Source organism: Natronomonas aquatica (genome assembly GCF_024449025.1).
Classification (GTDB): Archaea; Halobacteriota; Halobacteria; order Halobacteriales; family Haloarculaceae; genus Natronomonas; species Natronomonas aquatica.
On record NZ_JAHLKM010000001.1, the window covers coordinates 198,653 to 211,181 of the forward strand.

General features: G+C 67.1%; 13 protein-coding genes. 8 read left to right on the top strand and 5 right to left on the bottom strand.

Translation table 11 applies throughout. The features are described from left to right. Positions 1-72: 72 nt before the first annotated feature. From KM295_RS01125 to KM295_RS01140, 4 genes are all read left to right on the top strand, one after another. On the top strand, positions 73-1,248 hold the full coding sequence (locus KM295_RS01125; RefSeq protein WP_256028022.1) for an enolase C-terminal domain-like protein: 1,176 nt from the start codon (positions 73-75) through the stop codon (positions 1,246-1,248). A gap of 98 nt (positions 1,249-1,346) precedes the next feature. Next, positions 1,347-2,318: a C-terminal binding protein gene (locus tag KM295_RS01130; RefSeq protein WP_256028023.1), complete on the top strand. Its 972-nt coding sequence runs from the start codon at positions 1,347-1,349 to the stop codon at positions 2,316-2,318. Between the two features lie 41 nt (positions 2,319-2,359). Continuing rightward, positions 2,360-2,803 carry a universal stress protein gene (locus KM295_RS01135; RefSeq protein ID WP_256028024.1) on the top strand — a complete coding sequence of 148 codons (444 nt, stop codon included), beginning with the start codon at positions 2,360-2,362 and terminating at the stop codon, positions 2,801-2,803. An 82-nt stretch (positions 2,804-2,885) separates the two neighbouring features. Then, positions 2,886-3,644, top strand: coding sequence for an HpcH/HpaI aldolase family protein (locus KM295_RS01140; RefSeq protein WP_256028025.1), 759 nt, complete (start codon positions 2,886-2,888; stop codon positions 3,642-3,644). Positions 3,645-3,814: 170 nt separating this feature from the next. On the opposite strand, the gene KM295_RS01145 is transcribed toward KM295_RS01140, so the two are convergent. From KM295_RS01145 to KM295_RS01155, 3 genes are read right to left on the bottom strand one after another with little or no spacing between them, the layout of a single operon-like run. Continuing rightward, the gene (locus KM295_RS01145; protein WP_256028026.1) at positions 3,815-4,921 is read right to left on the bottom strand and encodes a UxaA family hydrolase; all 1,107 of its coding nucleotides are present in this window, start codon (positions 4,919-4,921) and stop codon (positions 3,815-3,817) included. Continuing rightward, on the bottom strand, positions 4,918-5,226 hold the full coding sequence (locus KM295_RS01150; RefSeq protein ID WP_256028027.1) for a UxaA family hydrolase: 309 nt from the start codon (positions 5,224-5,226) through the stop codon (positions 4,918-4,920). Before KM295_RS01150 ends, KM295_RS01145 begins: the two co-directional genes overlap by 4 nt. Then, positions 5,223-6,413, bottom strand: a complete 1,191-nt coding sequence (locus KM295_RS01155) for a UxaA family hydrolase (protein WP_256028028.1) — start codon at positions 6,411-6,413, stop codon at positions 5,223-5,225. The genes KM295_RS01150 and KM295_RS01155 overlap by 4 nt, the downstream gene beginning before the upstream one ends. A gap of 211 nt (positions 6,414-6,624) precedes the next feature. Here KM295_RS01155 and eno point away from each other — a divergent pair, with 211 nt between their 5' ends. Continuing rightward, on the top strand, positions 6,625-7,893 hold the full coding sequence (gene eno / locus KM295_RS01160; RefSeq protein WP_256028029.1) for a phosphopyruvate hydratase: 1,269 nt from the start codon (positions 6,625-6,627) through the stop codon (positions 7,891-7,893). Between the two features lie 13 nt (positions 7,894-7,906). Here the strand turns inward: eno and aspS are convergent, their stop codons facing one another. Next, complete coding sequence (gene aspS / locus KM295_RS01165) at positions 7,907-9,211, bottom strand: aspartate--tRNA(Asn) ligase (RefSeq protein WP_256028030.1); 1,305 nt, start codon at positions 9,209-9,211, stop codon at positions 7,907-7,909. Positions 9,212-9,283: 72 nt separating this feature from the next. Next, entirely contained in the window at positions 9,284-9,862 is a 579-nt protein-coding gene (locus tag KM295_RS01170) for a cysteine hydrolase family protein (RefSeq protein WP_256028031.1), read from the bottom strand. A 96-nt stretch (positions 9,863-9,958) separates the two neighbouring features. On the opposite strand from KM295_RS01170, the gene KM295_RS01175 reads away from it, so the two are divergent. The 3 genes from KM295_RS01175 (at position 9,959) to KM295_RS01185 (ending at position 12,519) form a co-directional block, all read left to right on the top strand. Then, positions 9,959-11,395 (top strand): Hvo_1808 family surface protein, encoded by a 1,437-nt coding sequence (locus tag KM295_RS01175; protein ID WP_256028032.1) that lies wholly within the window; start codon positions 9,959-9,961, stop codon positions 11,393-11,395. A 57-nt stretch (positions 11,396-11,452) separates the two neighbouring features. Continuing rightward, entirely contained in the window at positions 11,453-11,701 is a 249-nt protein-coding gene (locus KM295_RS01180) for a glutaredoxin family protein (RefSeq protein ID WP_256028033.1), read from the top strand. 71 nt (positions 11,702-11,772) lie between these two features. Then, positions 11,773-12,519, top strand: a complete 747-nt coding sequence (locus tag KM295_RS01185) for a fumarylacetoacetate hydrolase family protein (RefSeq protein WP_256028034.1) — start codon at positions 11,773-11,775, stop codon at positions 12,517-12,519. Positions 12,520-12,529 lie beyond the last annotated feature (10 nt).

A 12,529-nucleotide genomic window follows, 5' to 3' on the forward strand; every position in this document is an offset into this window, starting at 1 on the left:
GAAATAAATCCCGAGGCTGTCGACGCGTTCTCGAAGATTTCGTTTTATATACGTGGCCCGCATCGGCCCGGTATGGGTCCGACGATCACCCGAATCGAGAGTACCGAATTCGCCTACCCGCTGGAGGACGTCGGCACCAGCGAGACGGGGTTCAACCTCGTCTACGAGCCGGGGGCGACCACCGATCGGAAGCTCTTTGCGCTCCGGATCGAGACCGACGCCGGCGTCACCGGCGAGTACGTCGGCGGGAACTCGCCGGCCGCGGCACAGCTGAACCTCCTCGGTGACTACCTGGTCGGCCGGGACGCGCTGGACAGAGAGCGCCACTGGAGCGAGATGAAGCGTGCGCTCCGCAAATACGACCGGATGGGTATCGGCCCCGTCGACATCGCGCTGTGGGATCTCGCGGGCAAACACCACGACGCGGCGATCCACGAGTTGCTCGGCACCTACCGCGATCGGATCCCGGCGTACGCCTCGACGTATCACGGCGACGACAACGGCGGGCTCGACTCGGGGGAGGCGTTCGCCGACTTCGCCGAGGAGTGTCTCGAGATGGGCTACACCGGCTTTAAGATCCACGGCTGGGGCGGCAGCGACGAGGCCCGCGACATCGACCGGGAGGTCGAGACCGTCCACGCGGTCGGCGAGCGGGTCGGCGACGAGATGGACCTGATGCTCGATCCCGCCTGCGAGTACGAGACGTTCGGCGACGCGCTGACCGTCGGGAAGGCCTGCGACGAGCAGGACTTCTACTGGTACGAGGACCCCTACCGCGACGGCGGGATCTCCCAGCACGGCCACAAACGTCTGGGCCAGCACCTCGAGACGCCGCTGTTACAGACCGAACACGTCCGGGGGCTGGAACCCCACACCGACTTCGTCGCGAACGGGGCGACCGACTTCGTGCGCGCGGATCCCGAGTACGACGGCGGCATCACCGGCGCGATCAAGATCGCCCGCGTCGCCGAAGGGTTCGGTCTGGACGTGGAGTACCACGCCCCGGGACCGGCCCAGCGGCACTGTGTGGCCGCGACCCGGAACACCAACTACTACGAGTTGGCGCTCGTCCACCCGGAGTGTCCCAATCCCATCCCGCCGGTGTACGAGGGCGACTACTCGGATTACATCGACACGATCGACGACGACGGGTGCATCGAGGTGCCGGACGGCCCCGGCCTCGGCGTCGAGTACGACTGGGATTACATCGAGTCGAACGCGACGGGCAGCGTCCACACCTACGAGTGACCGGTCGGCAGCGGTCGATCGAACGCGACGGCTGATCGCCGCGGGACGAGACCCGACTACACAACCTTTTTTGGACGCTCAATCGAACCTACACACCGATGGAAAAAACGATACTGGTAACGGACCAAATATACGGAGAACTCGACATCGAACGCGAGATAACGTCCGAGGCGGGGATCGAACTGGTCGAACGGCAGCTCGAATCGGCCGAGGCGGTCAGCGAGGCCATCGAGGAGACCGGCGCCGACGCCCTCGCGTTGACCTTCGCGGATATCTCGCGGTCGGTCCTGGAGCGGGCCGACGGCCTCGAAGCGGTCGGTCGGTACGGTATCGGGGTCGACACCATCGACGTTCCGGCGGCGACGGAGAACGGGACGGTCGTGTTGAACGTTCCGGACTACGCAATCGACGAGGTGTCGACCCACGCGTTCGCGTTGCTTTTGGCGTGTGTTCGCTCGGTCACGGCCTACGACAGGGACATAAAGGAGGGTGGCTGGGATTGGGAGATCGGCGCGCCGATCCCCCGGCTCTCCGAGAGCACGCTCGGGCTGGCCGGCTTCGGGAAGATCCCCCGCCGGGTCGCCGAGAAGGCTGCCGGGTTCGGCCTCGAGGTGCTCGCCCAGGACCCCTACATCGACGCCGATGAGATGGAAGCACAGGGCGTCGAGAAGGTCGGTTTCGGGGAGCTGCTCGATCGATCCGACTTCGTCTCGGTCCATACCCCGCTCACCGAAGAGACCGAAGGGATGTTCGGCTCGTCCGAGTTCGAACGGATGAAAGACTCCGCGATCCTCGTCAATACCTCTCGGGGAGCGGTCGTCGACGTGCCGGCGCTGAACGCGGCCCTAGAGGCCGGCGAGATCGCCGGGGCCGGCCTCGACGTGCTCCCGGAGGAGCCGCCGGCCGACGACGAGCCGATCGTCGATCGGGAGGACGTTATCATGACACCCCACGCGGCGTGGTACTCGGAGCCGTCGATAGTCGAACTCCGGAAGACCCTCTTTTCTGACCTGGTCGGGATCCTCCAGGGGGAGGAACCGACGAACCCGGTCAACCCGGACGTCCTGTAGACGTCGTAAAAGTAATTTACCTCCGTCACGCCGGGGTAAGTATGGACAGATATCTAGTCGTCGCGGACGACTCGGACGCGGCACGGGAACTCGGCTCCCACGCCGTCGAACTCGCCGAAGCGTTCGGTATCGAACTCGTCTTCGCACGCTTCGTCGATCGGGACAACTATCAGACACGGCTGCAGGAAGCGGCGAGCCTCGGGCGAAACATCGAATCGATCGAGGCGGCCGAACGACACGCCGAAGAGATCGCCGAGGAGTTCGCCGCCGAGGTGGTCGGCGACCGCGACGTCTCGTACCGATCGGCCGGCATCGTCGACGCGATGCCGGAAGTGATCTCGGAGTTCGCCCACGAGGAGGAGTGCGATCAGGTGTTTATCGCCGGCAAGCAACGCTCGCCGACGGGGAAGGCGATCTTCGGGGACCGCGCACAGCACGTGATACTCAACTTCGACGGGTTCGTGACGGTGAACAAAACGGACTGACCGCCCCCGAGGTCGGGACGGGACGCGGCGCTCGTCGGGGCCGGACGCAACGTTTATTTTCTCGGGTTCGGATACCACGACGATGGAATCGAACACGCTTCGACAGCGACTGCAGGACGGCGAAACGACGATCGGAACTTTCCAGATCATCGACTCCCCGATGGTCGCGGAAATCGCCGGGATCGCGGGGATGGACTTCGTGATCATCGACCAGGAACACGGGCCGCTGACGGCCGAAACGTCGCTTTCGCTGTGTGCCGCCGCCGAACGGGGTGGCGCCAGCCCGATCGTACGCGTCCGAAAGAGCAGCGAACCTGAGATCCAGCGCGCGCTCGATATCGGCGCGGGCGGCGTCCAGATCCCCCAGATCGAAACGCGGGCCGACGCGGAGGACGCGGCGGCGGCGGCGCGGTTTGATCCGATCGGCGAGCGGGGGCTCTCGCGGTACGTTCGGGCCGGCGACTACGTCGGCGGCGACGACTACACCGACCGCCAAAACGAGGAGACGACGGTGATCGTCCACATCGAGGGTGAGGAGGGCGTCGAGAACGTCGGGGAGATCGCTGACGTCGAGGGGATCGACGTGCTGTTTCTCGGCCCGTATGACCTCTCACAGTCGCTCGGGATCCCGGGACAGGTCCGGGACCCCCGCGTCGAAGCGAAGATGGAGGAGGTCTGTGAACGCGTCGAGGGGACGGACACGATCGTGGGGACGTACGCGGATACGCCGGAGATGGCCGAACAGTGGATCCGCGCCGGCGCCCAGTACGTCGCCCTCTACGTCGACTGTGCGATCCTCCACGACGCGATGGGCGATCTCGTCGACGCCGTCGATCCGTGAGCCGGTGGGGACCCGACCGAACGGGAACCGGGACGATCGATACCGGGGCGTCCGCCTGTAACGACGCCTCGAAGGAATTTTCTGTTCACACACTGGGGCCTCAGTCGAGCCGCCGGTCGAAAGCATAAGCGGGAAGCGAAAAACGAAAACCGAGCGTCCTCGCGACCGGACTACATCGAGGGGCCGATCCGGTCGATCGCGAACGTCGTCAGACCGTGGCGCTCGGGAGCCGAATCCTCCCCGGCCACGATCCCTTCGACCGTCCGACGGAGGGTGCCGGACGGATCGGTCGCGGCGTCGACGTCGATGTCTTCGGGGAGCGCCGCCGCCGTCTCCGAGTCGCCGGTTACCTTCACGACCGGGACGACAGGGTGACCCGCGGGGACGCCGTCGGCGGTGAGATGGATGACGATCCCCGCTCCGGCGCTGGCGAGCGCCGTCGTCGCGGAGGCGAACTCGGAGGGGGCATCGACGAGCGCCACACCGGAGTCGTGGGTCGCCCGCGCGCCGTACTCGAGGAGATCCTGAACCTGGTGGTCGCCCCACGCCCCGGTAGCCTCGGCAAACGAAATCTCCTCGGCGCGTCGGCGGACTCGACCGACCTTGGCCGGTTCCTCGAGGTTCCGATCGAGGAGTCGCTCGGCGTCCGCCCGGGCCGCCGGCTCGACGGCCTCGAGTGCGGCATCCGGATCCGCGAGCATCGGCTCGTTGCCGGCGGCGACGACCCGCCCGCCGGCGTCGATGACCTCGTCGACGAACGCCGCTACCCGGGGGGCGGCCGTCGAGACGGTCGAATCCGCGAGATCGCTCGCGACGATCCCGACGGTCAGATCGCCGAGGTCGGTCGGCTGTGTCGATTGCGACGCCGCCTCGACTAGCTCTTCGGCCATCTCGACACCGCGTTCGAGACACGCGTCGGTGCCGCCGACGCCCTGGATCGACAGCTCGCGAACCGGACGGCCGTTCCCGGCGATCGTCTCCGCCAGCGAGTCGCTTTGGACCTCCTCACACCCCAGCCCGACGACGACCGACCCCGCGACGTTCGGGTTGGCAGCGAGGTTCGCGAGCGTCCGCTCGGTTCGCTCGTTGTCGGAGCCGAGTTGCGCACACCCGTGGTCGTGGGGGGCGCTGACCGCGGTCCCGACCTGGTCGGCGATCCGGTCGGCGATCTGGTGTGAGCAGATCACCGACGGCAACACGAGGACGTGGTTCCGAACGCCGATCTGACCGTCGGATCGCCGGTAGCCGCTGGTCGTCGCGGGTTCGCTTCGGCTCACGACTCCGCCACCCCCTCCTCGGCGAGGTCGCCACGACCGCGGGTACTCTCGCAGTTGTGGGTGTGTACCCACTCGCCGGGGGCGATCGACCCGCTCGCGCGACCGATAACCTCGCCGTACTTGACGACCTCGTCGCCGTCGGCGATGGGCTCGAGGGCGACCTTGTGGCCGAACGGGACCGACTCGACAGCCGTCGTGTCGCCGTCGATGGGGTCTTGGGCCTCCAGATCCTGCAGGGCGGTCGCGACGTTGTCGTCGGCGTGTAACACCAAGCCGACCCCGTCGCCGAGCACTTCGCCCTTCATCCGCGGATCCCCTCGGCTGCGAGCTCGTTGGGCTGGAGTTCGTTGATCGCGAACTCCTCGAGCCGGCGGTGTTCGGCCGCGGTTCGGCGGCCGTCGGCGACCGCGGCCATCGTCTCGTAGACCCGTCCGCCGACCTCGCTCATCGAGTCGCCCTCGACGATCGTGCTGGCGTTTACGTCCATGTTCGATGCCATCCGGTCCCAGGTTCGGGGATTGCCGGTCACCTTGATCACGGGCGCGATCGGGTTGCCGGTGGTGCTGCCCCGCCCGGTGGTAAAGGCGATTATCTGGGCGCCGCCGGCGACTTTTCCGACAACGCTTTCGACGTCGTATCCGGGCGTATCCATCAACACGAGCCCTCCACCGACCGGGAGCGGCTCGGCGTAATCGACCATCCCCTCGACGGGGGTCGTCCCACCCTTGACGATCGCGCCGAGGCTCTTTTCCTCGATGGTGGTGAGCCCGCCCTCCTGGTTTCCGGGCGTCGGCTGGGCACCGCGCAGATCGACGCCCATCAGCTCCGCCTGGGCCTCGCGCTGGTCGACGCGGTTCAACAGGCGCTCTCTGGTTTCCTCGTCGGTACAGCGGTCAGCGAGAATGTGTTCCGCGCCGATGAACTCCGGCGTCTCGCTGAAACAGGCCGTGCCGCCCGCCTCGATCAGCCGGTCACAGGCCTCGCCGACGGCCGGGTTCGCGGCGATCCCGCTGGTCGCGTCGCTGCCGCCGCATTCGACGCCGAAGACGATCTCGGAGGCGTCCGCCTCCTCGCGGCGGACGTCCTCGCTGTCCCTCCGGAACGCCGTGGCTGTCTCGCGGCCCTGCTCGATCGCCGGGCCCGTGCCGCCGACGGAACGCACCGAGAGCGTCTCGACCGGGATCCCCGATTTCGAGACCTCGTCGGCGATCGCGTCGGCGTCGATCGACTCGGTCCCGAGTTCGAGCACGATGGCCGCCGCAACGTTGGGGTTCTTGCCGACGCCGGCGAGAACCTGCTCGGTCTGTTCGCGGGCTCGATCAGGCTGGGAGGTTCCCATCTGGTGTGGCGTCGCCCGGACGCCGTCCCCGGCCGTCTCGGCGATCCGTTCGGCGATACTACTGACGGCGACGGACGTCGGGAGTACGGCGACGTGGTTCCGTACCCCGATCCGTCCGTCTGGCCGACGGTATCCGGTGAATGTGAATGTCACGGTGATTCGTTTCGTTTCCTGAAGCTTTACCCTTTCGACAGGGATGGTCCGGGCTCGAGGCGGTTCACGTGGTTTCGGGGGCGCGGACGCGACGTTGGCCTGCAGGCAGTTCGCTGCGATTCGGTACGGCAGCCGAGGGCCGGTCGATTCCACGGACGCCGAACGATGGGAGAGCAGACCATTTAACAGACCACTGCCCGAGGGAACTCCCATGACGACGATCGAAGCGATCGACGCCTGGGAAGTGCTGGACTCACGCGGGAACCCGACAGTCCGGGCCCGGGTCCACACGCCGGACGGGTCGGGAACGTTCACCGTCCCCGCCGGAGCGAGCACGGGAAGCCACGAGGCGGTCGAGGTCCGCGACGGGGGCGACCGGTTCGGTGGGCTGGGTGTCACCGAGGCGGTCGAGGCGGTCGAGGCGGAACTCGAACCGGCCGTCGTCGGCCGGAACGTGACCGAGCAGGCGGCGATCGACGAGGCGTTACTCGAAGCCGACGGGACCGAGGACCTCTCGCGGCTCGGCGCGAACGCCGTCCTCGGGGTGTCGGGCGCCGTCGCCCGCACCGCGGCCGCGGTTCGCGACGAACCGCTTTACACATACCTCGCACCGGAGGAGCCGGGGGCGATCCCGCGACCGATGGTGAATATACTGAGCGGCGGCCTCCACGCCCACGGGGGCGTCGAGATCCAGGATTTTCTCGTCGTTCCGAGGGGTGCAGACACCTACGAGGAGGCGATCGAGACCGTCTGGACCGTCCGGCGGGCCGTCAGAGACCGGATCGAGGAACGCGGCGTCAGGCCGCTCGTCGCCGACGAGGGGGGGTTCTCGCCGCCGATGGAGGGGATCGAGGAGGCCTTCGAGTTGCTCCGGGCGGGGATCCTCGATGCAGGGTTCGAGCCGGCGACCGACGACGTCGCCTTCGCGGTCGACGTGGCGGCGACGCACTTCTACGACGAGGACGCCGAACGGTACCGCCTCGAGACCGACGGCGTCTCGCTCGACCGGGAGGGGATGATCGACCGGGTCCTCGGGTGGACCGAGAGCTATCCGATCGTCTCGATCGAGGACCCGCTCTTCGAGGACGACTGGGCGGGATGGCGAAAGCTCGCCGGTCGGCTGGACGGCGTCCAGTTGCTCGGCGACGACTTCCTCGTGACCGACCGCGACCGGCTCGGCCGGGCGATCGAGTCCGGCGCGGCGAGCGCGGTACTCGTCAAGATGAACCAGGCGGGGACGATCACCCGGACGCTCGGGGTCATAGAGCGGGCCCAGGAAGCCGGGCTGTCGCCGGTCGTCTCCGCCCGCTCCGGCGAGACGTGTGATTCGACGATGGCCGATCTGGCGGTCGCCCGCGGCGCCGGCCAGCTGAAGGTCGGCTCGCTGGCCCGCTCGGAACGGCTCGTGAAGTACAACCGGCTGTTCGAGATCGCCGACGAACTGGGACCGACGCTACCGAACGCGTCGGATCCGGTTTAAAAAGGCGCGGCCGTCACGGCGAAAGCCGTTGCCGGTCGCGCGGGAACAACACCGCCTCGCGGATGTTGTCCAACTCGAGCATCGTCATGAGCAGTCGCTCGCCGCCGATGGCCCAGCCGGCGTGGGGCGGCATCCCGTATCTGAAGATCTTCGTGTAGTACTCGAAGGCCTCGGGGTCGAGTCCTTGCGCCTCGAAACCCTCGATGAGCTGCTCGCGGCGGTGTTCGCGCTGACCGCCCGAGACCAGTTCCATCCGGGGGTGCATCAGATCGAAGCCCGTCGAGAGCGTCTCGTCGTCGTCGTGATCCATGATGTAGAAGGGCTTGATGTCGGCGGGCCAGTCGGTGATGAAGTAGTGGCCGCCGACGTCGTCGCCGAGGGCCTTCTCGCCCTCGGTCGGCAGGTCGTCGCCCCACACGAGCTGTTCGTCGAGTGCGCCGGTCGCGTTGATCCGTTCGATCGCCTCCTCGTAGGTGAGCCGCGGGAACGGGGTCTCCGGAACCGAGAAGTCCTCGGCGAGATCCAGCGCCCCGAGTTCCTCGGTGCAGTTCTCGGCGACGCCCTCGTAGGCGGCGACGACGACCGACTCACAGACGTCCATCGCCTCGTGGTGATCACAGAAGGCCCCCTCGAAGTCGATCGAGGTCGCCTCGTTGAGGTGCCGGGGCGTGTTGTGCTCCTCGGCGCGGAAGATCGGGCCGATCTCGAAGACGCGCTCGACGTTCGAGCCCGCCACGAGCTGTTTGAAAAGCTGGGGGCTCTGGTTCATGAATGCCTCCCGCCCGAAGTAGGTGATCGGGAACAGTTCCGTCCCGCCCTCGGTGCCGGTCGCAACGATCTTCGGGGTGTTGATCTCGGTCGCGTCGACCGCCCGGAACGCCTCCCGGGCCGCCCGTTGCATCTCGCTTCGGATCTCGAAGATCGCCTGGCCGGCCTCCCGGCGGAGATCGAGGGTCCGGTTGTCGAGCCGCGTCGGGAGTTCGGCCTCGACCTTCCCGGTCGGATCCAGAGGGAGTTCGGTGTCGGCGGCCGAGAGCACCTCGACCGAATCGGGGGTGACCTCCACACCCGTCGGGGCCCGGGGCTCCTCTTCGACCGCCCCGGTCACCGAAACGACGGATTCCCGGGGCGCGTCGAGGCCGGTCTCGACGAGCTCGTCGTCCATCTCCTCTTTCTCGAATTTGATCTGGATACGCCCGGTCTTATCGCGCAGGATGAGGAAGGCGATGCCACCGAGATCGCGGATCTCGTGGACCCAGCCGGCGACGGTGACCGTCTCGTCCGGCGTCGCGTCTGCCGTGTACGTTCGATCGTCCATACGTTCGATTCTCGGCGGGCAGACTTAAACGCGGGGAAACACGGCGGGGAAACAGGGAGGAGGGAAAGCGGCCTACCCCGACACGAACTCGATCGCCGAACGCGGTTCGACCTCCCCGAAGAGCCACCCGGCGTGATCGAGGGCGTACTCGCGGTGGTCCTCCTCGATCGCCCCGACGGCGTCCTCGGCGAGTATCGGCCGGTAATCCCGCAAGCCGGCCGAGCCGGCGGTATGGAGGACACAGACGTTCGCCAGCGTTCCACAGATCACGAGATCACGGATGCCGTGGCTCTCGAGGTATCCCTCGAGTTCGGTCCGGTAGAAAGCGTCGTAGGTGTGTTTGACGACGACGAGCTCCGACTCGCGGGGCCTGAGTTCCTCGATTAGTTCGGCCTCCCACGAGCCCTCGAGGACGTGTTCGCCCCACCGATCGAACTCGTCGTAGTAGTGGGCGTCCTCGAACTGTTCGGGCGGGTGGACGTCGCGGGTGAAGACGACCGACGCGCCGGCCGCGCGGGCGTCCTCGAGGAGGTCGGCGCACGGTTCGATCGCAGCCTCGCTCTCGGGGGCGTACAGCGAGCCGTCGGGGTGACAGAAGCCGTTCTGCATGTCGACGACCACGACCGCGGTCTCGTCCGGATCGAGGTTCATACCGACCGGTTCGGTCGTGATCGGCAAACCGTTTGCGCCGGTGGGACGGCGACCGGCTGCCGTATCCTTTTGTCGATGCAGCCCCGACAGGGAGTAATGACTCGACGGCCCGCCGCGGTGCTGGCGCTCGCCGTCGTCCTCGCGCTGGCCGGCTGTACCGTCGGCTATCAGCCCTCCGGCGCAGCCGGCCCCTCGCCGACCGACGACGTCTCGCTGGGCTACTACGACGGCTACCGGTACAACGAGTCTATCGATATCGACGCCGAGGACGGGCTCTCGGCCGACGAGACGGAAGCCGTCGTCTCGCGGGCGATGGCCCGGATACAGCTGTTGCGCGGGCTCCGGTTCGAGACGGACGTCGACGTCGAAATCGTGGACAAAGAGACGTTCCGCGAGGAGTACGGCGACGTCTGGACGGAACCCACGGAGGACCGACGGCGGCTCGATAACGTCCAACACGAGGCGCTGTTTCTCGTCGGCCCCGACGAGGACGTCGTCGACGTCCGCCGGAACAACCGCGGCGGGGTCGTCCTCGGCTTCTACCAGCCGAATGAAAAGCGGCTCGTGATCGTCAGCCGAAACGACCCGGCGACGCTGGACGACGAACTGACGCTGGCCCACGAGCTGGTACACGTCCTCCAGGACCAGCACTTCGGGCTCTCGGCCGAGGGCTCGACGCTCGATTCGATCAACGCAAACAGCGGGCTGATCGAGGGCGACGCCACCGTCGTCGAGCAGGCTTACGAGCGAAACTGCGAGACCGGCGCCTGGGAGTGCATCGAGGTCGACACCGCGACCGGCGGGCTCCCCGAGGACTTCCACTGGGGCGTGTACTTCCTCGGATTTTTCCCCTACGCGGAGGGGCCGAGCTTCGTCGAGTACCACCGCGACCGCGGCGGATGGACGACCGTCGATTCGATCCACGGCGACCCCCCAACCGCCAGCGCCGAACTCATCCACCCCGAAACATACCGGCAGGACGCCTACGGGGAGGCGACCGTCGAGGACCGAAACGCTCCGGCGTGGGAGCGGGTCACCGTCGAGGACGGACCCGACGCGGCGACGGTCGGCGAGGCCGGCCTCGCGACGATGTTCGCCTACACCGCCTACGCCGGCGACTCGCCGGGCGTCGTCGACCGCGACGCCTTCCGCAACCAGGGCCCCGACGGGCTCGATTCCGAACAGCCCTACAGCTACGACGTCGAGTACGCCGAAGGCTGGTACGCCGACCGGCTACATGCCTACGAGCGCGGCAACGAGACGGCCTACGTCTGGAACGTGACGTTCGTCGACGAAGCGAACGCGACGGCCTTCGCCGAGGGGTACGGAGCGGTGGCCGCACACTGGGACGGAAAGCGACGGGCCCTCGAGGGCGGGACCGTCTGGACGTTCGACGGGGTCGGAACTCCTTTCGAGGGCGCCGTCCGGATCGAACGGGACGAAAACGCTGTCACGATCGTCAAAGCACCGACCGCAGCCGACCTCGGTGACGTCTACGCGCCGGCGGACGTCGACCCGATCGCGGCGGATTGACGCCGGCCGGACACGATAGCGTCGTGTTCTTTAGGCTCCGTCGCCTACGGCTCGTCGATGGCAAACATCACCCTCTATGAACTTCCCGGCTGTCCGTACTGTGCGAAGGTAATCGACAAGCTGGACGAACTCGGCCTCGAGTACGACAGCATCGAGGTGCCGCGATCGCACGGCGAACGGACCGAAGTGAAGGAAGTAAGCGGCCAGACGGGCGTGCCCGTCATCATCGACGAGGACCACAGCGTCGACGGCATGCCCGAGTCGGACGACATCGTCGAGTACCTCGAGGAGACCTACGGGAGCTAGTCCGGCCCCGTCGGTCCCCGTTCCAGCCCGGTCCCGGCAGACTTTTTTGCTCCCCCGTCACCCTACACGCCATGCGCTACGTTCGGTTCCGCGATCCGGCGGGGACGGTCAGAAGAGGCATATACGGGGACAGCCGGCTCGAAGCGGCGGGGCGAAGCTACGATATCGACGATCCCGAAATCGAGTTGCTCGCACCCTGTGAGCCCTCGAAGATCGTGTGTGTGGGGTTCAACTATCCGGCCCACGCGGACGAGGTCGACGAGGAGATCCCCGAGCGGCCGTCGCTTTTCTTCAAGACCCCGAACGCGGTCGCCCCCCACGGCGCGACGATCGAGCTGTTGCCGCGAAAAGAGGAGATCACCTACGAGGGGGAGCTGGCGGTCGTGATCGGCGAACAGTGCCGGAACGTCGATGCGGCCGACGCCGAGAACGTCGTCCACGGATACACCTGCATGAACGACGTCACGAACCGCGACGACGCCGACCTCGAACGGAACTGGGTGCGGACCGAGGCCTTCGACGGCAGCGCGCCGCTGGGACCGGCGGTCGCGACCCCCGAGGAGGTGCCCGAGGACGCCTCGATCGAGCTGTTTTTGAACGGCGAGCGGAGACAGGCCGCCTCGATCGACGAGCTGGCGTTTTCCGTCCCCGAACTGATCGAGGAGATCACGGCCTATCTCACGCTCGAACCCGGCGACGTGATCGCGACCGGAACGCCGTCGGGAACCGGGGAGCTCTCCGGTGGCGATACGGTCGAGATCGAAATCGAGGGGATCGGGACCCTCGAACACGGCGTCAGTTCGCCGGACGGTGAGTGAGGAGAGGGAC

What these genes read in the sequence shown, in the direction of transcription:
- KM295_RS01125 (WP_256028022.1), top strand. Translation starts at nt 73, where the DNA reads ATGGGTCCGACGATCACCCGAATCGAGAGTACCGAATTCGCCTACCCG.
- KM295_RS01130 (WP_256028023.1), top strand. Translation starts at nt 1,347, where the DNA reads ATGGAAAAAACGATACTGGTAACGGACCAAATATACGGAGAACTCGAC.
- KM295_RS01135 (WP_256028024.1), top strand. Translation starts at nt 2,360, where the DNA reads ATGGACAGATATCTAGTCGTCGCGGACGACTCGGACGCGGCACGGGAA.
- KM295_RS01140 (WP_256028025.1), top strand. Translation starts at nt 2,886, where the DNA reads ATGGAATCGAACACGCTTCGACAGCGACTGCAGGACGGCGAAACGACG.
- KM295_RS01150 (WP_256028027.1), bottom strand. Translation starts at nt 5,226, where the DNA reads ATGAAGGGCGAAGTGCTCGGCGACGGGGTCGGCTTGGTGTTACACGCC.
- eno (WP_256028029.1), top strand. Translation starts at nt 6,625, where the DNA reads ATGACGACGATCGAAGCGATCGACGCCTGGGAAGTGCTGGACTCACGC.
- aspS (WP_256028030.1), bottom strand. Translation starts at nt 9,211, where the DNA reads ATGGACGATCGAACGTACACGGCAGACGCGACGCCGGACGAGACGGTC.
- KM295_RS01170 (WP_256028031.1), bottom strand. Translation starts at nt 9,862, where the DNA reads ATGAACCTCGATCCGGACGAGACCGCGGTCGTGGTCGTCGACATGCAG.
- KM295_RS01175 (WP_256028032.1), top strand. Translation starts at nt 9,959, where the DNA reads ATGACTCGACGGCCCGCCGCGGTGCTGGCGCTCGCCGTCGTCCTCGCG.
- KM295_RS01180 (WP_256028033.1), top strand. Translation starts at nt 11,453, where the DNA reads ATGGCAAACATCACCCTCTATGAACTTCCCGGCTGTCCGTACTGTGCG.
- KM295_RS01185 (WP_256028034.1), top strand. Translation starts at nt 11,773, where the DNA reads ATGCGCTACGTTCGGTTCCGCGATCCGGCGGGGACGGTCAGAAGAGGC.